Source organism: Reyranella sp. (assembly GCF_004297405.1).
Lineage (GTDB): Bacteria > Pseudomonadota > Alphaproteobacteria > Reyranellales > Reyranellaceae > Reyranella.
Genome location: NZ_SCVC01000046.1, coordinates 105527 through 131256, shown reverse-complemented (window position 1 = coordinate 131256; position 25730 = coordinate 105527). Strand labels below are relative to the sequence as shown.

At 62.5% G+C, this 25730-nt stretch carries 18 protein-coding genes; 8 read left to right on the top strand and 10 right to left on the bottom strand.

The annotated features are described in order from the left end of the window. Nucleotides 1–36: 36 nt before the first annotated feature. The 9 genes from EPO50_RS29160 to EPO50_RS29120 form a co-directional block, all read right to left on the bottom strand. Complete coding sequence (locus EPO50_RS29160) at nt 37–1398, bottom strand: hypothetical protein (protein ID WP_296350191.1); 1362 nt, start codon at nt 1396–1398, stop codon at nt 37–39. Nucleotides 1399–1400: 2 nt separating this feature from the next. Continuing rightward, nucleotides 1401–1919 carry a hypothetical protein gene (locus EPO50_RS29155; RefSeq protein ID WP_296350189.1) on the bottom strand — a complete coding sequence of 173 codons (519 nt, stop codon included), beginning with the start codon at nt 1917–1919 and terminating at the stop codon, nt 1401–1403. Then, nucleotides 1873–2358, bottom strand: coding sequence for a hypothetical protein (locus tag EPO50_RS29150; RefSeq protein ID WP_296350187.1), 486 nt, complete (start codon nt 2356–2358; stop codon nt 1873–1875). Before EPO50_RS29150 ends, EPO50_RS29155 begins: the two co-directional genes overlap by 47 nt. Before the next feature lie 3 nt (nt 2359–2361). Continuing rightward, the gene (locus tag EPO50_RS29145; protein WP_296350185.1) at nt 2362–2853 is read right to left on the bottom strand and encodes a hypothetical protein; all 492 of its coding nucleotides are present in this window, start codon (nt 2851–2853) and stop codon (nt 2362–2364) included. Between the two features lie 80 nt (nt 2854–2933). Next, nucleotides 2934–6260 carry a UvrD-helicase domain-containing protein gene (locus tag EPO50_RS29140; RefSeq protein ID WP_296350184.1) on the bottom strand — a complete coding sequence of 1109 codons (3327 nt, stop codon included), beginning with the start codon at nt 6258–6260 and terminating at the stop codon, nt 2934–2936. Further along, the gene (locus EPO50_RS29135; RefSeq protein WP_296350183.1) at nt 6257–6871 is read right to left on the bottom strand and encodes a hypothetical protein; all 615 of its coding nucleotides are present in this window, start codon (nt 6869–6871) and stop codon (nt 6257–6259) included. The genes EPO50_RS29140 and EPO50_RS29135 overlap by 4 nt, the downstream gene beginning before the upstream one ends. Beyond that, on the bottom strand, nt 6868–7584 hold the full coding sequence (locus EPO50_RS29130; RefSeq protein ID WP_296350182.1) for a hypothetical protein: 717 nt from the start codon (nt 7582–7584) through the stop codon (nt 6868–6870). The genes EPO50_RS29135 and EPO50_RS29130 overlap by 4 nt, the downstream gene beginning before the upstream one ends. 204 nt (nt 7585–7788) lie before the next feature. Beyond that, nucleotides 7789–9069 carry a type II toxin-antitoxin system HipA family toxin gene (locus EPO50_RS29125; RefSeq protein WP_296350181.1) on the bottom strand — a complete coding sequence of 427 codons (1281 nt, stop codon included), beginning with the start codon at nt 9067–9069 and terminating at the stop codon, nt 7789–7791. Next, nucleotides 9066–9350, bottom strand: a complete 285-nt coding sequence (locus EPO50_RS29120; protein WP_296350180.1) for a helix-turn-helix domain-containing protein — start codon at nt 9348–9350, stop codon at nt 9066–9068. The genes EPO50_RS29125 and EPO50_RS29120 overlap by 4 nt, the downstream gene beginning before the upstream one ends. Nucleotides 9351–9522: 172 nt before the next feature. On the opposite strand from EPO50_RS29120, the gene EPO50_RS29115 reads away from it, so the two are divergent. Beyond that, complete coding sequence (locus EPO50_RS29115) at nt 9523–9816, top strand: hypothetical protein (protein ID WP_296350179.1); 294 nt, start codon at nt 9523–9525, stop codon at nt 9814–9816. A gap of 316 nt (nt 9817–10132) precedes the next feature. Here the strand turns inward: EPO50_RS29115 and EPO50_RS29110 are convergent, their stop codons facing one another. Next, on the bottom strand, nt 10133–10573 hold the full coding sequence (locus tag EPO50_RS29110; protein ID WP_296350178.1) for a hypothetical protein: 441 nt from the start codon (nt 10571–10573) through the stop codon (nt 10133–10135). 232 nt (nt 10574–10805) lie between these two features. Here EPO50_RS29110 and EPO50_RS31620 point away from each other — a divergent pair, with 232 nt between their 5' ends. The 7 genes from EPO50_RS31620 to EPO50_RS29075 all read left to right on the top strand — a co-directional run bounded on the left by EPO50_RS31620 (nt 10806) and on the right by EPO50_RS29075 (nt 25723). Beyond that, nucleotides 10806–13478, top strand: a complete 2673-nt coding sequence (locus tag EPO50_RS31620) for a PD-(D/E)XK nuclease family protein (protein ID WP_367268078.1) — start codon at nt 10806–10808, stop codon at nt 13476–13478. After that, complete coding sequence (locus tag EPO50_RS29100) at nt 13475–16786, top strand: exodeoxyribonuclease V subunit beta (RefSeq protein WP_296350177.1); 3312 nt, start codon at nt 13475–13477, stop codon at nt 16784–16786. Before EPO50_RS31620 ends, EPO50_RS29100 begins: the two co-directional genes overlap by 4 nt. A gap of 395 nt (nt 16787–17181) precedes the next feature. Then, nucleotides 17182–17907, top strand: a complete 726-nt coding sequence (locus tag EPO50_RS29095) for a hypothetical protein (protein ID WP_296350176.1) — start codon at nt 17182–17184, stop codon at nt 17905–17907. A 307-nt stretch (nt 17908–18214) separates the two neighbouring features. Beyond that, nucleotides 18215–18466, top strand: coding sequence for a hypothetical protein (locus tag EPO50_RS29090; protein WP_296350174.1), 252 nt, complete (start codon nt 18215–18217; stop codon nt 18464–18466). Nucleotides 18467–18476: 10 nt separating this feature from the next. Continuing rightward, nucleotides 18477–18920 carry a hypothetical protein gene (locus EPO50_RS29085; RefSeq protein ID WP_296350172.1) on the top strand — a complete coding sequence of 148 codons (444 nt, stop codon included), beginning with the start codon at nt 18477–18479 and terminating at the stop codon, nt 18918–18920. A 167-nt stretch (nt 18921–19087) separates the two neighbouring features. Next, nucleotides 19088–21172, top strand: coding sequence for a ParB/RepB/Spo0J family partition protein (locus tag EPO50_RS29080; RefSeq protein WP_296350171.1), 2085 nt, complete (start codon nt 19088–19090; stop codon nt 21170–21172). A 219-nt stretch (nt 21173–21391) separates the two neighbouring features. Beyond that, nucleotides 21392–25723 carry a strawberry notch-like NTP hydrolase domain-containing protein gene (locus tag EPO50_RS29075; RefSeq protein WP_296350169.1) on the top strand — a complete coding sequence of 1444 codons (4332 nt, stop codon included), beginning with the start codon at nt 21392–21394 and terminating at the stop codon, nt 25721–25723. The last annotated feature ends 7 nt before the right edge of the window (nt 25724–25730 follow it).

Below are 25730 nucleotides of genomic sequence, written 5' to 3'. Positions count from 1 at the left end.
GTGCGGAGGGCGAGACGCGTTACTGCTAGTCCTGAACTAAGCGACAGCAACGTGACCGCCCGCATAGGGTTGGGCGGTCATGCTCACGGATTCCACGTTTTCAAGGGCAAGCGCCGACCCCGACGCGAGTTCAAGCGCTGCGCCGCCGTGCAGACGACGAAGCAGTTCCGAGATCGCCACGCAGGCCGCGATGAGCCCGACAAAGGGGACGCCGACAGTGCGGGAGGCGAGCTGGGCGAGTCCACAGTCGTCCATACCTTCGCGGCGCAGGGCTTGGTAGGCGGGCATCGCCTCAAAGCTTTCATCCGCTTCTGCTACCTGCGGCAGCCAGAGCCGCTCGGCTGTGCGGCTCGCTGGAAAGGTATGAATCGAGAAGTTGCGGAAAGCTTGCGGGCCGCCGCCGAGCCCAGCCTCGACAACTAGGTCAAAGCCCGGCTTCTCCAATGCCGCGCGAGCAAGAGCGTTATCGACGCCGCACAAGGCGACCGCCGGTTCTTCAGGGCCACGACGCGTCCAATCACCGAACCGCCGCTCGTTGAGGAAAGCGACGAAGCCGCGAGCCTCCAGCCAATCGGCGACGACCCGCGCCTTGCGGCGGTCGATGTCACGCAGGAACGAGAGCAAAGAGGTGCTGTCGTTCGACGGAGCGATGTCGTCAAAATCCTGAAGCATAAGCTGGATCTGCTTCCGGTCAGAGAACGGCAGGCACGCCAGGACCCAGGCGAATGCCTGCCCGAGATTGCCGAGGCCGATGAGCCAGAGACGCGCAGGAAGAAAGGCCAACGCGGGCTCCGAAGGGTCGGCGCCAAGCCAGTCCGCTCCAGGGTTCCAGAGCGACATTCCTGCCGATCGGCGACCCGCCATCGGATGGTCGCCAGCGTGATAGGCGAATACTTCAGCCGCGCAGACCGCCGCCGCGAGGATCGGGGCGATGGCAATGGAGTCGCGCTCGCTGAGAGGCGCGACACGCCCAAGGGGAACCACGCCTCCCCTCCACCCTTCCCATGTCAGGCGCCAGGCAATGCCGACCGACTCGGGGAGGCGAGCGTCGCCAATGACGGCGCAAGGCCATTCGGACCGCACCGCCGAAGCGGTCGTGCCGCCGAGGGCGCGAACCGCCTCGGCCAACTGGCAGCCGGACATGAGCAGGCTGATGCTCGGCGCGTCTTGCAGGCCGACGACCTCGACCCCGCCGAGGAAGGTGCGACGCGCCGCGTTGACGAGAGACAGAAGCGCCGTCTGATGGCCGGCGGAGTGCAAGATTTCCGACCCAACCAACACCGTGAGGCCGAAGCGCCGGAGAAGCTCGACGGCGTCCTCAGGGGTTTCGGCGCGGCCGTTATCCATAAAGTATTTGGCCGTGCGGTGGAGGTTGGTGTGATCGATCGCGCCGCGCATGCTCAACTCCAGCAGCCTCGATAAAAGTAGGCGGTGTCGGCCTTGGTTCGGTCCTGCCACTCGTGCCGGCCCTGATACTCGTAGATGCCGAGATGGCCGGCCGGGACCGGCCAGGCCGCGAAGCTCGGGATGATGATCGCGATGTGGCCGGACCGTGCGACCATCGGGTTAGTCCTGTCCGATTCGCTCTGGTGCGCGGACCCGCCGTGGACATGAACATCGGCGACGACCGTCAGGCTGCGCCGACGGCATTCCGCCCAGAGCTTGGCAAAGGCGTCGGCATGGAGAATGCAGATGCCGGTGCTGTAGGCGTTGGGGTCGAGATCGTCGTAGTAGACGACGTCGAGGACTTCGCGCCGGCCGTCAAGCTCGCGTCCGAGAAGAAACGCCCCGGCTTCGTGCCGGCGCTCGCCCCGGCGCTCAAGCTCATGGACGACGGCGCGCCAGCGATGCCGGTTGCAGTGCAGCCGGTGCCTAGGTGCCAGTAACGCCCGTATAGTCGCCTTGATTGAGAAGTTCATAGACTTGCTCCAGGTAGCAGACGATTCCCCGCGACGGCTGCCAAAGTCGGCTCGGGTGCTGGCTGCGCCAAACGTCGTGGCCCGCGATCGACAGGCGATCGCACGGAAGGTAGAGGCACTGGCCCTGCATCCAGTCCGGGCGGAAAACCGAGGGCACAATGGACCGACCGGTCGGCCAGCGGTTCGGCGGCAGCGGCGTGTTGGCGGCGATGTCCCAGGGCTGGGCGGTGACCGGGGTCTGACGGTAGCCCGAGCACTCGAAACGAAAGCCGAACTCGCGCGGCCCGGTCAGGCGCTCCGGCACCGAAATCGCGATGATCGAGTGCGGCCAGCTGGTGGAAACGTGCCGCCAGCGTCCTTCGATCTCGCCGCACCGGAATTCCGGCGCGGCGAGATCCTGCTCGAACAGCATGCGGTCGGGGGCAAGTGGCGTGGTCACGCCCTAGCCCTCGACGCGCTTCTCGGGCACGAAGTCGAAGCAGAGGACGCAGGGGTGGCCGTGGACGAGCTGGTGCAGCGGTGTGTCGCTCGCCGGGCGTTCGGTCGAGTTGCAGAGCTGGAGGACGTGCTCGGCTGCGTCCTTCGGGTCCATCTTGAAGACGTGCGCCGCCCAGGCCTTGACGGCGCGGACGCGCGCGCCGGGCGAGAACTCGCGCTCCTCGGTCTTGTCGAGGAAGTGCACCGTGGTCTTGATGCGGCGGCACTTGCCGACGTGGACGCGCGTGCCGTGCTTCAGGCCGTGCACGCGCTCGTGGGGGAGGCCGTGGACGTGCTCCTCGGCCTCGTCGATGAAGATGAAGGTCTCGGCGTCGATCTGGACGCCGCAGGCGTAGAGCGCCTGATGCAGCTCGGCGATGGTCGCGGTCTCGGCCAGCGCCGCCTCGAGGATGCCGGGGCGGCCGTGGACCTGGATGAAGATGATCGGGTTGGACATCGTAGTTCCTCTTGTTGCGGCCGAAATGGCCTCTCAAAAGGAAAGCGATGCAGCTCAGGAAAAAGTGGAAGTGGCCGCGTTCAGCTGCCGCAAATGAAGTAGGAGGGGCAATTCGGGCAGCGGCGCGCGTCGGTTTCGGGGTGAAAGTCGCCGCGCTCGATGCCGGCAATAGCGTCGGCGTAGATGCTGAGGCTTTTCTGGTCGTTGCCTGCAACCGGCGGAACGCACTCGCCCGTTGCCAGATAGAAGATTTCGATTTTGGCGCGCTTGCCGGTGTGCATGAGCGCCGCGCCCCGGCGCAACAGCGCATAAATGGGCCGTTCGAGTTCCGACTTGGTCTTTCGGCCCGTACGGATGCGCTGCACCCGCACCGTGCCGTCGGCGGTCAGCAACACGCGATCGGGCGTTACCAGCACCTTGCGGCCCGCCAAGGCTATCGCCCATTCCTCCCGCGCGTATTGGCCGGATTCCGTGGCCACCGCGTCGGCGATGCGCCGAACCATTCCCTCGGCCGCATTGCGGTAATATTGTTCAAAGCCATGGCCGACCGGACCGTCTGCCGACCATAGTTCATCGAGTCGCGCCAACGCTGCCGCAACGTTTGTCGCCTTGCCTGCTGCCCGCTCGGTCTCCAGCCAGCCAATGGTCCCGTAAACGCAGCGATGGAAACGGATATAGGCCGACTGATCTCGGCCGCCGCGAAGACCTTCAATCACCTCATATCGATAGCGCGCCGGGCACTGAGTGTAGAGATCGAGGTCGCGCTCCAGATAAGTGTCCCGAGGCGCCGGCGGCCGGAGAGGCGATGGGTCCTTGTAGGATTTGCCCGATCCCTGGTGGCGGGCAGGCGATATCGTTCCCGAGAGGGATGTCAGGAATTTCGAGGCGCCGGCGCCTCGCGTCGTGTATTTCTCGGCGCGGGTCAGCGAGAGATGGTCGCGCGCGCGTGACAGTGCAACGAAGAACAACCCCTCTTCTTCGGCATCGTGACCGACGGGCTGCATCGCAAGGTGGGACAGCGTCGGTGGCGGCGCGACGCGCACCCCGCGCCAGCTGTTCGGCATGTAGCCGGTCGCGATCGCGGGCAAATGAACCGCTTGGAATTCCAGTCCTTTGCTGCCGTGGATAGTCATGACGCGGACGGCGTCGAGGTCGCTGGCCTCGGATGATATTGCCCTATAAGCGGTGTCCTCGTTGAGCGCTTCGATACGGCGAATGCGGTCAAGAAACCTCTTGCGGTTCGTCTCGCCAAGGGCGGCGTATTCGCCGCAGACCTTCAGAAGCTGATAGATCGCAACAAGCTGCTGGCGGGCCGCAGCTGAGTTGCCGGCGAGCATAGGTCGGAGATAGTCGCTGCGCTCGAAGAGCCACGTTGTGAGCAAGGTCCAGGGCGAGGCGTCCTTCAGCCCCTCGAGCTCATGCCCAAGTTTGGCGAGGCCTTCGCGGCCGGCGGCAGTGATCCCATCAACTTCCGAGGCTCGTTTGAGCGCCTCAAAATAATGGAGCGACTTCTCCTGTGACCAGCGAATAAGCTTTAGCGTATCGTCGCGGTCAACTCGGTACTCCGGCAACGCGGCGACGCGGACAAGGCCGATGCCGCCAGCTTCGGCGCCGATCGAGACCAGCGAGAGAAGATCGCGAATCTCGTTCCGTTCGAACAAGTCTCCCAAATAGAGAAGCGGGACGCCGAGTTGCTCCAGCACGCCGGTGATGCGAGCGAGCGTAAGGTGGGAGCGCGCAAGAATGGCTTGCTCGCCATAGGTGATGCCTTGATTGCGCAGAGACTCGATTTGATTCCGGATTGCCTCGCCTTCAGACGCCAAGGTCGGGGTGACGGTCAACGTGACGTTGCCGCCGCTGCCTCGGGTGGCGGTCCACTTGCCGGCAAGACTGCCGCCGCGCATCGCCGAGGAAAAGCGCTCGAACGCTCGAACGACGGGAGCAAACGATCGGTAGTTGTTGGCAAGCGAGTGACGCGCCGCTTTGAGCTTCTCGACGAAGCGCGACGTATTGGACGGTTCGGCTCCGCGAAAGCGATAGATCGATTGGCGCTGGTCGGCGACGACCCAGACATCGGTTCCGGCGTTGCATATCGAGTGGAGAAAAGCGCCGCTCGCAGCGTTCACGTCCTGAAACTCGTCGACAAGGATGTGCTTGAAGCCCGCCAGGTATTTCTTCACATCCTCGTTCTGCTGAACCAGCCGGATGGAGCGCGCGACCAGATCGCCAAAATCGACGGCATCGGCCTCTTGGAGCGCCGCGTCATAGACTTTGTAGATTTCGGCAATCTCCTTGACCTTCTCCGCCGCCTCACGCTCGTCATCGGTCGTGGCGGCCGCTGCGGCAGCGTCCGCAGCCTGCCGGTATTGCGCGGGCGAAATCAGCTCATCCTTGCAGCGCGAGATAACACGCAGAACCGGAACGAGCTCATAAGCCGGTTCATAAAGGTTCTGGTAGTGATAAAGAGGCAGCTTGTGAAGCTTGGATTCAAGCAGCGCGAGTGACCCAGTCTGATCGAGGACGCGGACCTTGGATGTCCGGCCGACGGCGGACGGCCATTTGCAGATGAGCTCCCAACCGAACTCATGGAATGTTCCGACCCACATTTCGATGGATGCGTCGGCGTCCATCGCCGAGAGACGTTCCCGCATCTCTTCGGCTGCCTTGTTGGAAAAGGTGAGCGCGAGGAAGTCGGCGGAACGGGAACCTTTGCCGAGAAGATGCTTGATGCGATGGATGAGTGTGCGCGTCTTTCCCGTGCCCGGTCCCGCGTCAACCAGCAATGGGCCTTTGTCCCATGTCGCTGCGATGATCTGGCTTTCGTCGAGGTCGTGATGAGCACCCGGCGGCAGCGGTGTCACTTCTTTGAGGGCCGGGAGGAGCAACGCCCGGACAATCTGGTTGACGACCAGATGCGGTGGCACGCCGAGGTCAGTGGCGATTTCAGCCGGGCGCTTCCTGCGAACTATGAATTCTTCCCGCAGCCAGTCCGACGGGCAGAGAAGCTCTCCGGCAAAGATTTCGGCTTGGACTTCTTTGCGCTCGCGCGGCGAATAGCCTTCGACCCGGCCCGCTCCGCTGTCGACGGGATCACCGCCCAGGCCCGGCGGGCGGAGCGTGACCTCATTGCGGGGATCGAGATGAAGGTGGAAATGACCAATTTCGTGGGCGATGACGACCAGCCTGTCGATCGGATCGAGGTTCTTGGCGAGATTGACAAGCCTCGATGAACGATCGAGAGACCCGAGCGTGCCTGGTCCAAAGTCGACGCATTGAGTCTCAAGGCTGTCGTTCTTGAGAGCAGCAGCAACAATGCTTTCTGCGCGCCGGTCTCCATTTGTCTTCGCCAGCGCGCGAGCATGACAATCGCGTGCCTTGCGGCGAATGTCCGCCCAAGCGTCCATCATTGATCCTGTTCAAGCCAATATCGTTTTCGCTCGGGTGACATGGGACTATCCCGAATGATGTCGTCGCATGCTCGCGGCTGTATGCCCGGCGCCTGATTTGCCTTCGCATGACCAAGACGCGGATTCAGCAAGGCGAACGCCAACGCACAATCGAATTTGACGCGCGTAATCGCCAATGCAGACATAACAGCAGAAACAAGTCGCGCACGAATCGGCGGCAGCATCCAGCCATTGAAGAGAGCGGCCAGAACGCCACGGGCGATGTCGAACTCGCTGGCAAGCTCGAAGATCTCCTTGCCGCTCCTGGCGAGGATGTCATGGAATCCTTCTGAGGCCACGTCGGAGGTGGCCTCAGCTTCACGGTCGGCGTCATACATTGCGTTCAGAGCATTGCTGAACGCGCGCTGAAGCATGGTCTCATCCGGCTCAGTAGCCGGGGCTTCGCAGACCGCAGCCCAGTCATGGGCAACGGCGGCATGCGCGCGGATATCCTCCGCGAACTCCGGATGCTTCGAGACCCACTCAATGATTTGTTCGGCGGTTGGGCGATCGTAGGCCCTGTGAAATGCCAGCAGCACTTCATCCCGGCTATTCTTGTTGTAAGGGCTCATGGCTTCTCTCCGACACTAAGTTTCCGAAGGTCCTGCACCTCCTTTTTGGATTGCAGCTCGGTCCGGACCTCCTCGACCCACTGCACTAATGTCTTCGTGCTCACGCCGACCGCCTTCGCAATGTCACGGTCTGTCGAACCGGTTTCTGGCTTGTTCATGTAAAGACGAAAAGCCAGGCGCTTTCGGTCCTCCGCGACCAGCGCCAAGATACGTTCGACATCGAGCTTTTCTTCGGCGGCACAGAGGGGATCATTCGCCGGCGTGGGAAGCGTCGAACCGGAATCGTCCTGCTCGGCAAACTCGTTGAGATGAGCTTCGACCGGAATGCGCGAATGCTTGTTCTCGGTCGCGATCGCATCCTTGACCCGGAAATTGACGATGTCGGCGAAACCGGCTCGGAGAGCTTGGCCGTCACTCGACTCCGGACGAAAGAGGGCCTCGCAAATCTTGGTATGCACGCGATAGATGATGTCTTCGCCGCGATTAGGATGGTGAAAGCCCACAGCTCCGCGGAGAATCCGCGATGCCGCGTCGCTCAGATACTTCAGGAGCGCCCGCCTCACGTCGCTGGCGGTGCGAGGATCAAGGTCCTGAAGCGCGGCAACCATGGATTCCAGGGGAAGACGGGTGAGCGCCCCGTCCTCAATGGCCTTGCGCCAGCCCTCGGAATCCGTGGATGCCGGCGGTGGTCCGCCCGCAAATACTCGTTTCATCGTTCGCACACCTTCAGTTGGTCCGCGTCTCCTCACTGAAAGCGGCGCGAGCTCAGGAAAAGTGGAAGTGGCGGCAGCAAAAAGATTAGAACAATTAGAGAAACTTCGGCAATGTCTGGTGGAAAATGTGATCCACGGCTCAAGGAATCAAGGTGGCTTACGGGCCGAGGCGGCCGAGACCGAGCCGTTCACAAATACTGGTGGCTAGGAGCCGCCAAGCATCGATTGGCATTCCCGGCCGCGTTCGATGAGCTGCGCCGCAAGGCGGTCTATGAGCGGCGCATCGAGGCCCTGCCCTTTGGCAAGTTCCCGCGCCGTGCTGACTTCATCGGGCAGCTGCCTAGCCATCGATTGGAGGCGGCCAAGGAACGCGTCGATGTCGACGCGCATTTCGCGCGTGAACTTCTGCCATTGCCTGAGGCCGATCTGATCGAGCTTGTAGTCGCCGCCGATCTTCATGGCCAGCTTGACCTTGCGCCTGTCGAATTTGTCGTAAGGCAGAATGCTGGCGATATCGTAAAGCGGCGCGAGGCGCCGCTGCGGACCGCTCAGCAGCAGCGAATAGTTCTTGGCGTGAGCGTCGGTGCCGCCGATGAGCCAGTTGAAGCCGAGAGCAGCGACGAAGGTCGCAACGTCGGCGTCGCGATCGGTGGAATAGGTGCGAAGCAACTCGACGATGGTATCCGGACTAGGCCCGCCCTCGTTTTGGTATTTCTTCGTCGGCATGATGCCGAGCGCCTGACAAATATCCTCCTGATGGATGCGGACGATGTCGTTGCCCTGACGCAGGCGGTCATAGCGCTCAATGACGATCGCGATTTCGTCACCGAAGCGCATAACTTGCGACTGCGCAGCCGGGAGGCCGAGGCTCCGCGCCAACATGAGGCAGATATGCTCATTCTCCGCATGGCCATCGAAGTGGCCGGTCGGCGGTTTGAGGATATGTGTGGTCGGGAGACGCCCCGATGGGACTCCCCAGCGCTTTCCTTCGAGAAGCAGCGCGGTCTTTGGTTGGGCTCCAGCGAGGCTGAACTGTCCGGTATCGCTCGGCAGCCGCCACGCGGCATGGTCGGTGCGCAGCGTCTTGAGGCGATTGGCAATGTCGGCTTCTTCAAGCCATTCGATCTTGTCTTCCGCGCCGGTGCGTATGGCGTCTAGGCGGTCGGATGTCACGAACTGGACGGCACCGGCGCAGTCTTCGCCAACATGCGAAAGCAGCGCAAAGACATTGCGGGCGGAGACCTGGAATTTCGCGGCCCAGCGATCGAGAACCCGCTCATTGTCCGGCAAGAGCCCCCAGAGGAACGATTCAATGGCAGATCGGCGATGCTCCTTCGCGGCGAGCGGCATCGAGAGCGACAAAGGATAGGCGTCGGGATCGTCTCGCCATTGATCGCTGTACGAAAACGAGAGCCTCCCGTGGGCGTCTCGTTGGACACGGCCGACTTCCTTTCCGGCAAGGAGAGCGATCAGCTCACTGGTCATGGCATAGCCTTCTTGGCCTTGTCGACGATGGCGTCGATGTCGACGGCACTATGCGTGCGGCGACGAGCGCTACGGTCGGCGTCGACGTCGACGCGGATATTCAAGGTATCGAGAGCGCGAAGCACGAGGCCAAGTTCGGCGCGTGGGTGACCGCGCTCAATCTCAATGACCCATTGACGGCTGACGCCGATACGCTTGGCGAAAGCGGCCTGGTCGAGCTTGAGTTGCCTTCGTCTGTCCCGAATAACGGCGCCAAGATCGGCTGATGTACGTATGAGCATAGAGTTTTCCAAATGTCGTCGTTCGCTTACATTACCATATGTCGTCGATCGTTGACAATATGAAATGTCGTCGAGCGCTGACAATAAGAAATGTCAGCGTTCGACTACATGATGAGGTAACATGCTGATCCACATGGCTAAAGATCGACAAACTATGATATAAGGATGTCCTGTGTTCCCTACCGTCCTCGATCTCTATCGGGTAAAGCCCGAATTCATGCCGCCGGACCTCCAGCGCTATCTCGTCTATGTGCGGCCGGGAGAGCTTGAGAAGTACACCGCCCCCGCGAAGTGGGATTACGTCGGGCGGACGTTTCATCCGAACCGTTTGCAGGCTGCGGATGTAATGCGCCAAGGCTACTGCGAGCGAAAAATCCGTGCGGGAATCGATCTCGAGAAGATGGCGAAACTCTTCTACACCCATCCGACGAGCATTGCCGCCCGTGAGCGTCAGCACGCCGCGTAAGAGCGCTACCGGCAGACTGCAAAGCTGTTTCGACCTCAGCCATCAACGGATTCGGAGCTTACTCGGTTGTAAGGGGACGTGGCCGCCGCAACCATTTGGCCTCGACGAAGCGGTGGGGCGTCATGTCGGAGCCGATGACACAGCGCGAGGCAGCGCTTGCGGCAAGGGTTGCAGAGCTAGAGGCCGGAGCCGCCAGGAAGCCGAAACCGGGCGGGAACATTGTCGAACAGATTTGGCACTATCTGAGCTACTTCGTGCCGCCAACGATCATGGTCGCCGGCGTCCTCGTCTTCGTGCTCTTCCACGTGTGGGAATACTACAACGCGTCGCTCAAGACCGCCGCTGAAACGCGCATCAAAGAGGCCCAGGCGACCATCAAGAATGCCGAAGCGCGCGCAAACACGTCGGACGTAGATGGGATGAAATTGCGCGTTGCACGATTCGAGCCGAGCTCGACCTCAAGCGGCAGCAGGCGGCAAAGGCGCAAATCGAGAGCGACGCTCTTAACGGCAAGGTTGAAGGCACGACCATTGAAATTCAGCGGGTGCAAACGGAGGTGCAGACAAGGCAGTTGCAAGCCAAAGCAGCCCGCGTCGTAGCCGAGAAGCTGATGCAAAGCGCTGGCATGACAACACTCGCGAGCAAACTTGAGGCAACGAAACTCGCTCTTGAGCAGTTTGAGGTGGCCAAGTCTCAGGCTGGCCTCGCTTATAATCAGGCGGCCAATATCGATAAGCTTAATGTCGTGGCACAGCATGTCGCGATTATTAAATCCTGGTGCTCATCACGGTTTGCTGCCCAGCTCGGTTGCGCCAATCTGCCCGGCGATCTCACGGGACGACGGCAATGACGCAACCGCTTTCTCCGAATGTCCGACTGTTGAGCAAAGCGGACATGGACTGTCCGGTATTGGTACGGCCGGTATATGAGTACACGTCCTAGTCGCCAAAGCTGATTCGGAGGAGACTGGTACAGTTGGAAACACAAGCATGACGGGTGGCCACACTCTGCATAGTGAGCTCGTTCAAGGACGTCTTGCCTTGGCGATGCGGCGCGCTGCAGCGGCGCGCAGTCAGGAGCTCGGGCTCCAGATCATGACGCCTTCACTGCTGGCTGCACGACTTGCTGGTGGCCTCCTCCATGCGGCCTCCCGCGAGAGCATCGAAATCGGCATTCGTGCGGCCCTTAAGGAGCCGAATCTACTCAGGGACATTGCGCCAGTGCGTGATCTGCCTGGAGTAACCCGCGCGTTGCATGAGACACTCCGAAACGTGTGGCGCGCCGGCTTTGATCTGAAGGCCAAGCCATTTGTGGAGAAGCCACGTGTTCGCGATCTGATCGAGGTCGAAGAGACCATTCGCCTTCACTTGCAGCCAGGGGAATGCCTTCTCCCCGACTTGTGCGAGCTAGCTCGTGCTGCAGTACGGCTCGCGCCTCGGGTAGTTGGACCATTGCTCATGCGCGGGTCACATGCAGTCGATCCGCTCTGGCGGACGCTCATCAACGACTTGTGCGAGGTCATACCGGTCGAATGGGCAGCGCCAGTCTTCTCAGAAGCTAGCTGGTTCAAGGGTACGCACAAACGCGAGAGTGCCAAGAGTGGAAGCAAACGGGCCGTAAGCTGCACCGACCCCTATCATGAGACCCTTGAAGCAATGAGATGGGCGCGTGAACTTCTTGCGTCCGGTAGGGTCCGTGCGTCCGATATCGCGATCGCTACGACGGCGCCGGCCGCATACGACGATTACGTGCTAGCGCTCTCCTCGGCATCGGGCCTGCCTGTGAGTTTCGTACATGGCCGGCCGGCGCTTTCAACAAGGGACGGTCAGCGATGCGCCGCTCTCGCGGATGCGTTGCAAGCCGGCTTGAGCCAGGCGCGAGTGCGCCGTTTGCTTTCGCTCATTCGCAATCAAGGGACAAGGCTCGACGGTATAGTGGACGGTCATTTGCCTGTGCCTAGCGAGGCCTCGCTTTCTACGTCGGAGGACTGGCGACGCGTACTCAGCCCTTATCCTGAAGTAGCGTCTATCCTAGTGCCGGTGCTTAAGCTTCTCGAACGGGGCGCGGACGCCGCTGAGGAAGCTGGGAAGCTGCTGCTGCGCGGACGTTCTCGGAGTCTTTGGGAGGAAGCCCTACGCTCGGCGCCCGCCTCAGCGCTCATGTTCTCGCTCGGATCGCTGCGCGTGGTCGAGGAGAATGATCCGGCAGACTCGATTGCCTGGTGCTCGGCGGATGAGCTAGCTGGCGCACCTCGGCGCTTTGCATGGCTTCTGGGACTTACGGTAACGAGATGGCCTCGGACCGATGGGCTGGACCCCATTCTTCCGGAATACATCGTTCCAGCATCTCGCATCGTTCCGGATCCAATCGAAGCGGCCGATCGCCGTTGTCTCGACAACATCCTGGCTTCCACTGAGGAAGTAATACTTTCCTGCGGACGATTGAGCCGCGAGGGGAAGGCTGTGGGCGCGAGCGCCCTCATGCCACCGGTCGACCCAGAGTGCGCTCTGCGACGCGATGCTCCGCCTCATCACGCTGTATCTGAGTCGGATCGCCTCCTCGCACGGCCGCAGGATAGAAGTCTCGATCCGCTCGTGTCGTCGGCTCTAACAGCATGGCGTAACTGGGCTGTGCCCGATCTTACGCTCCACGATGGCCTTGTCGGGACACGGCATCCTTTGCTCGCCACACTCTTTTTGCGCCCGCAGTCGCCAACGTCGCTTTCTCGGCTCCTAAGGGACCCGCTGGCCTACGTATGGTACTACGCCCTTGGTTGGCGAGACTTGGTGCACAAAGAGCGTGGGCTCGTGCTTCCACCGGACGATATGGGGCGTCTCGTTCACGAGTTGCTCCGCCGGACCGTCGATCACCTCGAGCTGAGATCTGGGTTCACCGCGGCTGCCCGCCACGAGATTGAGGACGCGCTTGGCCTGGCATCTGACCATGTGATCGAGACGTGGCCGTTGGTGGTGAACGTGCCGCCGCCGGTGCTTTGGACCAACACGGTCCGACGCGCCGCTGAGATGAGTTTAGAAGGTCTTACCTTCGAATCCTTCACGGAAGCGGGAACGCGTTCGTGGACGGAGGTAGCATTTGGCGGGGAAAAGGGCGCAAGCGCCCGGCCCAGGCGGCCGCCACCATGGGATCCAGCTCAGCCCGTGCTTCTTCCGGGGACAGACATCAAGATCCAGGGAACTATTGATCGGCTTGACCTGCGTGCCTCAGCCGTCGCCGTGCGGGTGACCGACTACAAGACAGGTGAAAGGCCAAAATCGCCGGAAGTGATTGTTGCCGGCGGCCGTGAACTGCAGCGCGTACTCTACTCGCTTGCATGTCGAGTGCTGCTGCCTGACACGAAGCCCCTCCGTGCGCGGCTTATCTATCTTCGGCCGCCCGTTCAGGTTTACCCGCTAAACAATCCCGACAACTCGATCGATCTCGTCGCCTCATGGGTGAAGATTGCACGCAGTGTCCTTGAAGCTGGCACCGTCTATCCAGGCATCGCCACGATGTTGGATCGCTTTGGTCAACTCGCTCTACCCGCCGCAGCTCGGTATGTCGAACGAAGGGACAATGCGACAGCTCGGTACGTCGAACGAAAGAGCAATGCGATTCGCCAAGCCGCAGGCAAAGACCTCATTGCGTATTGGAGGGCGAAGTGAAGTCGACGCCCGACGACGAAGCTCGAGAGCGCGCCCTAACCGATCTTGATTCGACGCTTCTAGTTGAGGCGTCCGCCGGCACTGGAAAGACTTCGCTTCTCGCTGGACGTGTGGCGATGCTCCTTGCGGCCGGACGCAGGCCATCAACCATCGCGGCCATCACGTTTACCGAACGAGCGGCAGCCGAGCTTCGTGAGCGCGTTGACAAGTTTGCCCGGCTTCTTGTTGACCGTAAGGTTCCGAAGGATCTTGAGCTGGCGTTTCGGAGGCTGCCGCTAAGCGACGAACAGGTGCGGACGCTTGGCGACGCCCGAACCCACTTGGGTGAGCTCACGGCTTCCACGATCCATAGCTTCTGTCTCAGCATCCTGCAAAGCTATGCTGTCGAGGCTCGCATCGATCCGGGTGCCGTGGTGATGGACGGAGACCAGGCAGACCTCGCCTTCGCGTCAATCTTCGATTCTTGGCTAAGCCAACGGCTCGGCCCAACTGCTCGGCCGAACGATCCCATTGTCGTCATGGCTGCACACGACCCCGTACAGTCAGTGAAGACGCTCAAGGCCCTGGCGAAGTTTCGCCGGTCTCGCCCAGAGGCAAGGCCATTGCCGCCGCCGCGTTACGCGGACGCGATTCATGACTTCATTGAAGCGGTCGGAGAGTATCGGCGCTGGATCAATCGTGTTCCGGCCCCCAACCAAGCTGTATCGGATGTCGAGGCTATTGAAGAACTCGCAAACGCGCTTGCTCCAGCGACTTCGGTCGACCTCGATTTCGGTCAGCTGTGGCCGCTTGTGCATCCCGAGGGCGCAGCGTTGCGGCCTCGCAAGCGCGAGCTAAAACGCTACAACGGACGACTGAAGCTCTGGTCGAGCGCCGCTGGGAAGATCGAAGGGCGATTGCTTTCCGCGGCGGGCCAGGACCATTACGACCGTTGCGCCAAATTGTTCTCGTATGCGCTTGGTGCAATCGCCGACGCGCTTCTTGCTAGCTTCTTCGGCGAGACGGATGAGCTCGTGGCCGCTTTTGAACAGTTCAAACGCAACGCGGCGGTATTGGACTTTGACGATATTCTGATCCGAACCCGGCACCTCTTACGTACGGATGCCCGAGTCAGAGCGGAAGTAGCGCAACGCTACAAACACATTCTGATCGATGAATATCAGGACACCGACCCACTCCAATCCGAAGTTCTGTTCTTGATTTCAGGAGATCCTGGCCCCTCAGAGTCATGGGATAGCCGGAGGATTCGCCCCGGCGCCCTCTTCATGGTCGGCGATCCGAAACAAGCGATCTATCGCTTCCGGGGCGCTGACCTGAAATCGTACTTGCGTGCGCGCTCAGCTATCAGGTCGCAGGCTCCCTCCAACGTCATCCAGGTTGCCGCGAACTTCCGATCGGGAAAGAGCATTCTCGCTCACGTCGATCGCATCTTCGCCGAGCGGCTGACGATACAGCTAGGCGACTACGTTGCGCTCACTTCCACAGTCCTCGAAGACCCAGGGCGGCTTCAAAGTATCGCACGCCTCAGCTTTCATGTTTCGGAGGACAGTTACGTCAGCCCAATTCGAGATCTTGAAGCGAAGGCCATCGCTGATCTTTGCGCAAGCCTCGTCGGAACGGTGCGGGTCCGACGCTCCGATGGAACGATCGCTCTTGCTGAGCCCGGCGATATAGCGCTCCTGGCGCCCCGACGAACGGAACTTTGGAGATACGAAAGGGCCCTTGAGGAGAGGGGGCTCCCTGTTGCGTCGCAGGCGGGCAAGAACCTCTACCTGCGACAGGAAACGCAAGACTTCGTCGCCCTTGTCCGTGCGCTGGCGGACAGTCGCGACACGCTGGCTCTCGGCGCCGTCCTCCGTGGGCCTCTCGTCGGTCTTACCGAAGGAGAACTCCTCGACATCACTCATGCCTTGCGTGAGCAAGATGAAGAAGCTGTCCTCGACTTGAGGACGGACCTGTCCCGCGTAAATCACCCTCTGGCTCGTCACGTGATGGAGAGCCTCCAAGAACTTTGGCACAAACGCCGGGCAACGACCCCTTACGCGCTCCTCTCTGAGGCGATTGAGCGGCTTCGGGTGACCCCGAGCGTTGTGGGCCGGGCCCCTGACCAGCGGGCTCGTGCCCTTGGCAACATCAACAGTCTTCTTGAGCGGTCACGCGATTACCATGTGCGGGGTCTTAAGGAGTTGGCCATAGACCTCAGCGCCGAATGGGACAGTGGTCTGCCAACTGATGAAGCTGAACCTGATCATCAGCGCAGCAGCATCGAAATTGTGACCGTTCACAAGGCGAAGGGGTTGGAGTGGCCCATTGTGATCCCGATCAACTTCGTGACCATGCCAGGGCGTGACGAAGACTTCTTTTTTCGCTCGATCGACAATAGCGTGCACTGGACGTTGGGTGACGTCTTCTCAAGCACCCTTGACGAGGCGATTGCAGCCCACGAGGCCGAGGAGGCGGAAGAGAACGAGCGACTCCTCTACGTTGCTTGCACGCGCGCCCTCGATTTGCTCGTTCTTCCAGCCCCGAGTTGGGCCCCCAAAGGCGGCTGGATGAAGTTCTTCGACTTTGGTCAATCTTACCTCAAAGACATGAAGCAGCCCTCACGCCCGGGCGCCCAACAGGCCCGGGCCGTACCACAGAGCGATCAGTCGGCCTCCGTTTTTGCGGAGGAGCGAGAACGCATTGAGCGGCTTAACGTGAGGATCGAGTGGCGCCGGCCGAGTCGGATGGACATCGATCGAGAGCTTCTTGATCGTGCAGACTTCGACGTTGTCGCGGAAGAGCTGGACAGTGGAGTCAAATCGAATGTGGTTGGTGGTGGTGCTCTTCGCGGCATCGTCCTCCACAAGCTCATGGAAGAACTGCTGACGGGAATTGTGAAGCCGGATCAGGCGGATCTGAGAAACCGCGCGGCCGCTCTGATGAGCCAGGTGGTCGTTGAGGGAGCGCCAGGACCTGAGCCGTCAGAAATGGCAGACACGGCCTTGCGCACTTTTACGCACGACGAGCTCAAGCCTTATATCGCGAAGTTGGTGCCGGAGATCCCGCTTTACGGAGCGCGATCGGAGATGGTCCTAACCGCTGCACGAGCGGACGCCGTCGCGTTCGAAGGTGGGGTGCCGACTGCTGTATTTGACTGGAAGAGTGACGTGTCGCCGACACCGGACGACCACGTAGCGTACGTAAGCCAACTGCTGGAATACCTGGAACTAACCGGAGTCGCAAAGGGCGCTGTTGTCTACATGACGTCAGGCGAGGTGCGGTGGGTGCACGACGATGGACGGAGCGACGCGTCGGAGACATAGCGTGGCTGGCGCGTCCACGATGCTCTTATGGGCTGCTGGCCAATGGAGTCTTCAAGTTCTTGTGGGTCGCCCCAGAACGGTTTGCTGTTCGCGACAAGAGTGAAGTCCAACGGCTGGACGAAACTCGCTGGCGACGCACAAAGAAAGCAAAGGGCGAGCATACACTGCTAGCAACGCCAGCACTGTGCGCTGCGCGACCTCGAAGGGCATCTACCGACGACTACCGGCCACCACCCTGGCTGGGCCAGCAGCACCGCCGTTCTCAACGCCTAGTGGCGGCATCTAGAGTTTGAGATTCATTGCCCCAACCTCTAGCGGATTGACACTTGACCCAGATGTTCTCATTTTGTTCTCGCCATGTGGCGACCCATTCTGGGCTCTTTTGGAGGATGGCCATGATCCTTCTTCTCCCCCTTACGACCATCCTGGTTGCTCTTGTGGGCTTCTATGTCTGGCATCGGCAGCTCGTGCGGAAGCGACACTTCGAGATTGCGGACGCTGCGTTGTCCGCGTTCTGTCGGGCCGAGACCGCAATAGCGCGCGCTCGCGAGCCCATTGTAAATGCCGGCGAAGGGACAACACGAAAGCGCGGCGACTACGAGCTGCCGGCTTACGGCGGCATGTTGGACCGTCTGTACATTCCCGTTGAGCGTCTAAAGGTTCACCGCAATGCATTCGAGGAATTGGACCGCGCCGCCGTCAACGCAGAGGTTCATTTCGGCACCGAGCTAGCCCATCACCTTCGCGAACCGGTCCGCGCCTACCATCGGATAGTCGTAGCTACCGCCTGCCGCATGACCAATGTTGGGCTCTCCCCCGAAACGAAGGTTAGTGGTGCGCTGGTTCGCCAGTGGGAAGCCGTGGTGCATGCCGGTGTGACGGCACTCGACGACACCGACGAGCTTTCGCTCGAGATGGACGAGGCAAAGCGTGCCATCGAAACCACGTTGCGGCCTTTCGTCGAAGCGCCAACATTCAGCGAGTTTCTTCTCGTGTATCGGCCGCTTCGGTTGGCGCTACGCCGCATCCGGTTTGCAGCGCCGTGGGCACGCTCTGGTTACGGCAAGATCGCGGTATATGCGGCTGCCACGGCTGCAGAACCCACTGTTGGCGACGCCTAGCGATGCCCGCTCTTACGATTCACGACATAGCTAGTGGCCTCGGGGCGCGATTGATCGGAGTCGAGTGCCAGCACTGTATACGGCGCGGTCTACTCACGGCCGAGACGCTGACGGCACGGCGTGGTGATAGTCGTACCCTTGAGGAAGCTGGCGTCCACTGTAGCAAGTGCGGCTCTCGCCGCTTCACGACAACTCGCTTCACGACGCGCTCTGCCGCACACGCTTTCTTGAGGAACATCTGAGCATGGTTCGCCGTAGAGGAAACCCCTTTGCGAACATGTTGAAGCGACTTCCACATAAGGCGCTCATGCGGCGCGACGAGCCGCTGCGGCGGTCTGACGATGACGAGGTCATTGCTATGATGATGAGTGTTTCTACCGGTGCTGAGTACCTCGCCTATGCCGGTAGTCGCGGCGATGAGCTTTACTGCCGAGTGTTCTGCTTTGACACGGCGGAGAAGGCCCGCGCCATGCAAGCGTGGATCGATGCTTCGGGCATCGAGAGCCGTCCCGTGCCAGCGCCGTCAAATCACCCGCAACTGAAAGTCGGAAGACGATAGGAGATCTAAGATGGATCAGCACGTTTCCGAACGATCACCCATGGAGTATCGCAGCGTCCTCCTGGAGATGCGCCGAGATGCACCTCCTGGGCTGAATATGCTCTATCTTTCGGGGCTTGCTGAGACGCTCGCATTGATCGACCGAGAGAATGCCCAGGAGCCTGGAAGTCACGATCTGAATGTCCGCGCGATCGCTCGCGTATTGCGCGCCTGGGGTGACTTTGAGGGAGACACATGGGCTGGCGGGTTTGTCATGGAGCTCCTCGACGGTCGCCGCGTGTACGTTGAGAGCTACGCGGACGGACCAGATTGGGGACCTGACTCCTGTGCGTCGGTTGTCGCCGTACCAATCGGCAGTACCTTGCCGAAGCTGCCAAGGAACCATGACTCGGCGCTTTATGGTTGGGTCGAGGACCTCTCCGAGCTCGGCGACTACTTGAGGCGTTTGCGCTAACGGGTCGCTACTGCAGACGCGATTCCGGTGGATCGCGTGTGGCAATGAGGGTCCGCGCCTGAGATAGCGCGTCGGGAAGTGAAGGCGAGTGAGAGGGCTGCGCCAAATTCTGTGACGGATTGGAGGTCGAGAGAGTCTTTTGGCCGTCCGTCGCGGAGTCCATCAACATGGCAAAGGCTGTTCCGAAAATCACCCTCAGCGCCTCGCGCGACATTCCCTTCAATAAGCTTGTGCTAAGCCAGTCCAACGTACGCCGCCTCCAGGCCGGCGTCTCGATCGAGGAGCTGGCCGAGGACATCGCCCGACGTTCCCTCCTGCAGGCCCTCAACGTCCGGCCTGTCCTCGACGCCGATGGTGCCGAGACCGGCATGTTCGAGATTCCGGCGGGCGGCCGCCGTTACCGGGCGCTTGAGCGTCTGGTCCAGCAGAAGCGCCTTTCAAAGACGGCGTTGATCCCCTGCGTTGTTCGAGATCCAGGCGCGTTGACCACAGTCGAAGAGGACTCGCTCGCAGAAAATACCCATCGGGTTGCTCTGCATCCGCTGGACCAGTTTCGCGCGTTCAAAACGTTGCGTGAGCAGGGTGCGGGGGAGGAGGAAATCGCCGCCCGCTTCTTCGTGACGCCCGCAGTGGTGAAGCAGCGCCTGCGCCTGGCCTCCGTCTCCGAGAAGCTGCTCGACATCTATGCCGAGGACGGCATGACGCTGGAGCAGCTCATGGCCTTCACGGTCACCACAGACCAAGCTCGGCAACAGCAGGTCTGGGAGGCGCTGCGGCAGTCCTACGACAAGGAGCCGTATCTGATCCGGCGCCAGCTTACCGAAAGCGCCGTGCGCGCCACGGACCGTCGAGCGCGTTTCGTGGGGCTGGAGAGCTATGAGGCCGCCGGTGGTGCTGTCCTGCGCGACCTGTTCGAAAACGACGGTGGCGGTTGGCTCCAGGACGTCGCCTTGCTCGATCGCCTGGCCGCCGAGAAGCTGGCGGCAGAAGCCCAGAAGGTCGCCACCGAAGGCTGGAAGTGGATCGAGGTCGCTGTCGATTTTCGTTACGGCCACGCGAACCATCTTCGACGCCTTCATGGCGAGCCCGTCGAGCTGTCCGCGGAGGAACAGGCGACTTTCGATGCCCTGACCACCGAATGCGCCAAGCTCGAGAGTGACTATGAGGGAGCCGATGAGCTTCCGGATGATGTCGATGCCCGGCTTGGTGAGATCGAGACCGCGCTCGCGGCTTTCGACTATCATCCGCTTCGTTACGATCCTGCCGAGATCGTGCGCGCCGGAGTCTTCGTCAGCATCGATGCAGATGGAACGCTCGCTGTCGATCGAGGCTACGTCCGGCCGCAGGACGAACCGTCTCCCCGCACCGACGGTGCCGTTTTGTCCTCTGATGGCGCGGAACCTTCCACTTCCCCCAGTCAAGCCACCGTCATCACTGTCGGCGGGGTCGTAGCCGAGGAGGAGGGGGAGGATGATTCGATGAGACCGCTGCCGGAAAGGCTAGTCAGCGAGCTCACCGCTCACCGTACCCTGGCACTGCGAGATGCCGTCGCGAACAATCCGCGAGTCGCCCTGACGGCGCTGCTGCACAAGCTCTGCCTCGACACCTTCCTGCACAGCGCGCCAGGCGCATGCCTGGACGCATCGGTGCGGCATGTGTTCTTCCCCGTTCAGGCGACGGATCTGAAGGACAGTGCTTCGGCCAAGGCGGTCGCCGAGCGGCACGACGCCTGGAAGGCCGAGCTGCCCGAGGACGACGGAGCACTTTGGGAGTGGCTCACCGCGCTCGATGATACAAGGCGCGCTGCGCTCCTGGCGCATTGCGTCTCGTTCGGCGTGAACGCTCTCTACGAGAAGGGCGACCGCTATGGCGGCCCCGGCATTTCGGTGCATGGTGTCCAGCAGCGCCTCGCCCAATCGGATCGGCTCGCCCGCGTGGTCGGCCTCGACATGGTAGCGGCGGGCTGGCGGCCGACGGTCGACAACTACCTCGGGCGTGTCACCAAGCCTCGCATTCTCGAAGCCGTCCGCGAGGCCAAGGGCGACCAGGCCGCCCAGCTCCTGGACCACCTCAAGAAAGGGGAGATGGCGCAGGAAGCAGAGCGGCTGCTCGACGGTACCGGCTGGCTGCCGGAGCCGCTGCGTCTCGCGGATAGTGCGCCTTCCTCCGATCCGCCGGCGAGCGCGGTCGAGACCCTGCCGGCATTTCTCACCGAAGGCGAGGAAGCTCAATCTCGTCAAGCCGCCGAATAGGACGATCCGGCGAGCCGCTCTCGCGGATCTGCTTTCCTCGCGCGTAACCCGAAGGCCCGACCAGCGTGTCGGGCCTTCGTCCTTAAGAGCGCCAAGCATCTGGTGCCGGATGATGGCGTCGAAGTGAGAGGAAGAGGACGGCCGGGACGGGTTTGAGCCGACGGGGCCCTAGAGAGCGCCCCGCGGTTCGACCCGTTACCGCTCTCCGAGGTCCTCTCCATGACGATCCTTTTCGCTCCAGCGGCTGCAGATGCGCCGCTCCTCGCCCTCGCTTGCCCCAAATCCGACGTGCCGCATGGCCTCGCTGACGCCGCGCGCCTCCTTCTGACTCATCTCGAGCGCGGCCAGCGCATCGACGCGATCGCGCTGCGCGCCGCCATGGAGCGCGCCTTCGGCGGCTCCGATGCGGCCGGTGCCTGGGACTGGAAGACGGCCTACGACTCCTGCGAGGCCGCGACTATCCTGTTCCTCCGCAAGTTCGGTCCCGCCATCCGCGCCCAAGCCGGGTCGCCCGCGGGCGTGCTGCAGATGCTGGGCAAGGTCGCCGCTCTTCTGCCCACCCATACACGTCGCTCCCAGGAGAGCCAGGCTCTGCAGCAGTTCTCGACGCCGATCGAGCTTGCCTTCGTTGCCGCTGTGGCAGGCGCACCTGGACCGGCGGATATCGTTCTCGAGCCCTCGGCAGGGACTGGGTTGCTCGCCATCTTCGCGGAGCTCGCAGGCAGCCGGCTCGTATTGAACGAACTTGCCGAGGCTCGCGCTGAACTGCTGAACCAGCTCTTTCCCGGTGCCCCAACCACCCGTCACGACGCTGCTCACATCCACGACCATCTCGACGGGGCGCTGCGGCCGAGCGTGGTCTCGATGAACCCACCGTTCTCCGTCGCGGCACATGTCGACGGCGCCGTTGCGGACGCGGCCCTCCGCCATGTGTCGTCGGCGCTCGCTCGCCTTGTTGATGGTGGGCGGCTGGTCGCGATCACGGGCGCCAGCGTCTCTCCCGATCATCCGTCCTGGCGCGACGGCTTTGTGCGCCTCCAGCAACGCGGGCGCGTCGTCTTCTCAGCGGCGATCGAGGGGCGCGTCTATGCCCGGCACGGCACGACGGTCGAGACCCGCCTGACGGTCATCGATCGGCTGCCAGCAGCGGATCCAGAGTCATTTCCAGTGTCCCCCGGCATGGCGCCTGATGCGGCCACGCTGCTCGCCTGGGTCCTGCAGCACGTCCCGGCGCGCTTGCCTGTCGATGGAGCCAGTCTCGTTCCGGAGGCTGCGCGCGTCATCCCTGTCCGCACCAAGCCCGCATCTGCGCCGCGGCCCACGTCGAGCGCGGCATCAGCGTTCGAGCCTGCCGGCACGGAGCTGGTCTATGAGACCGTCGACTGGAAGCCAGCCCAGGATGGCCGCCTCACCGAGGCGCTGTATGAGCCGTACGCCCTGCAGTCGGTTGGCATCGAAGGTGCGCGCCCGCATCCGACGCGGCTTGTGCAGTCCGCGGCGATGGCTTCTGTGGCGCCGCCCAAGCCGACCTATCGGCCACGCCTACCGGCCAACGTCGTCACCGATGGACTTATGTCCGATGCCCAGCTCGAGAGCGTCATCCATGCCGGCGAGGCCCACAGTGGCCATCTCGCCGGATCGTGGGTGGTGGACGAGACCTTCGATGTCGTCTCGGCCGCACCCGACGGCGCCGAGAACGCCGTGCGCTACCGGCGCGGCTGGATGCTGGGTGATGGCACTGGTGCCGGCAAGGGCCGCCAGGTCGCGGGTATTCTTCTCGACAACTGGCTGCAGGGCCGCAGGCGCGCCGTCTGGGTCTCGAAGTCCGACAAGCTGATCGAGGATGCCCAACGCGACTGGTCGGCGCTGGGGATGGAGCGCCTGCTGATCACGCCGCTCGCCCGCTTCCGTCAGGGCAGTCCCATCCGTCTGGAGCAGGGCATCCTTTTTGCCACCTACGCCACGCTACGGACCGACGCGCGGGAGGAAAGGGTTTCGCGGGTCCAGCAGATCGTCGATTGGCTGGGTTCGGACTTCGACGGAGTGATCGTGTTCGACGAAAGCCATGCCATGGCGAATGCTGCCGGCGGCAAGGGTGAGCGGGGTGAGCAGGCGCCCTCTCAGCAGGGTCGCGCGGGATTGCGCCTGCAGCACGCGCTGCCAAATGCGCGCATCGTCTACGTCTCTGCCACGGGCGCCACGACCGTGCACAATCTCGCCTATGCCCAGCGGCTGGGTCTCTGGGGTGGCGAGGATTTTCCCTTCGCCACCCGCGCCGAGTTCGTGCAGGCGATCGAGGCTGGCGGTGTCGCGGCCATGGAGGTGCTGGCCCGCGATCTCAAGGCGCTGGGCCTCTACGCCGCACGCTCCCTGTCCTACGAGGGCGTGGAGTACGAGTTGGTCGAGCACGCGCTCACGCCCGAGCAAATCCGCATCTACGACGCCTATGCCGGCGGCTTTCAGATCATCCACAACAACCTCGACGCCGCCCTGCAGGCCGCCAACGTCACGGACGAGCGCGGCACGCTCAATGCACAGGCGAAGTCCGCAGCGCGGTCGGCCTTCGAGTCCGCCAAGCAGCGCTTCTTCTCGCACCTGATCACCTCGACGAAGGCGCCGACGCTGATCGCGGCGATCGAGCGCGATCTTGACGCGGGCCACGCCGCCGTCGTGCAGATCGTCTCGACGGGCGAGGCCCTGATGGAGCGCCGGCTTGCCGACGTCCCGACCGAGGACTGGGGCGACGTCCAGGTCGACATCACGCCGCGCGAGTATGTGCTCGACTATCTGGCACACAGCTTCCCGACGCAGCTCTTTGAGCCGTTCACCGATGGGGACGGCAACCTGTCCTCGCGGCCGGTCTACCGGGATGGGCAGCCCGTGCAGTGCCGTAACGCCCTGGAACGCCGCGACCGTCTGATTGAGCAGCTCGCCTCGCTTGCCCCCGTCCAGGGCGCACTCGACCAGATCGTGCAGCGCTTCGGCACGGACATGGTCGCTGAGGTGACGGGGCGGTCACGCCGGATCGTGCGCAAGGGTGACCGGCTCTGCGTCGAGAATCGCCCCGGCTCTGCCAATCTCGCCGAGGCCCAAGCCTTCATGGATGACGAGAAGCGCATCCTGGTCTTCAGCGACGCCGGCGGCACGGGCCGCTCCTATCATGCCGACCTCGGCGCTCGGAACCAGCGTCTCCGTGTTCACTATCTGCTGGAGGCGGGTTGGAAGGCGGATACGGCCATCCAGGGCCTGGGGCGCAGCAACCGGACAAATCAGGCGCAGCCGCCCTTGTTCCGGCCGATTGCCACCGACGTGAAGGCCGAGAAGCGCTTCCTGTCGACCATCGCCCGCCGGCTCGACACGCTGGGCGCCATCACCAAGGGCCAGCGCCAGACCGGTGGTCAGGGCCTGTTCAGTGCCGACGACAATCTCGAATCGCCCTATGGCCGGGCCGCCTTGCGCCAGCTCTACCTGTTGCTGTTTGCCGGCAAGGTCGAAGGCTGTTCGCTGGAGGCTTTCCAGGCGGCCACCGGCCTGCATCTGACCGATCAGGATGGCAGCCTGCGCGAGGAGCTGCCGCCGATCACGACGTTCCTCAACCGGCTGCTGGCCCTCACCATCGATTTGCAGAACACGCTGTTCGGTGCCTTCGAGGAACTGCTGCGGGCCAAGATCGAGGGCGCGCGCGCCTCAGGCACCTACGATGTCGGGGTCGAGACGCTGATCGCCGAGAGCCTGGCGGTGACTGATCGGCGTGCAGTCTATGTCCATCCCCAGACCGGTGCGGAGACTCAGGTCTTCACCATCCGCCGGCGCGAGCGCAATCGACCGTTCAGCCTCGCGGAGGCATTGGACCGTGCGGATGACCCGCGGGCCGCTTTTCTGGTGAACGCGCAGTCCGGCCGCGCTGCCGTCCAGGTCCCGGCGCCCAGCGTCATGCTGGACGATGGCGAGGTCGAACGCCGCGTCCGTCTGCTACGACCAATGGAGCGGACAACCCTATCCTTGGCCGCGCTGGCGCACACCCACTGGGAACGGGCTGACCGTGCCGTCTTTGCCGAGGCCTGGGACCGGGAACTTGCCGAGATTACCGCTTTCACGGACAGCGATCTTCACATCGTCACCGGACTGCTGTTGCCGATCTGGAAGCGGCTGCCGGACGAGTCCATGCGGGTGTACCGGTTGCAGACCGATACGGGCGAGCGCGTCATCGGCCGATTGGTCTCGCCCGCCTGGGTCGCCCAGGCGGTCAGCGTCGAAGGCGTAGGCATAGCGCCCGCAGATGCTTGGTCGGCCATTCTCGACGGTCGCACCATCGTCGAATTGCAGGATGGGCTGAGCCTGCGCCGCGCCAAGGTGATGGGCCTGTTCCGGGTGGAGCTCTGCGGGTTCACCGAGGGCATGGTCGGTCGCCTCAAGGCGATGGGGCTCATCTCCGAAATCATCACTTGGAAGCTCCGTCTGTTCGTTCCGACCGGCGCCACCGGCCCCGCGATCCTCGCTGAATTGATGGAACGCTACCCGGTCGTCCAGCTTGCCGACCGGCCGGCGTGAGGAAGTA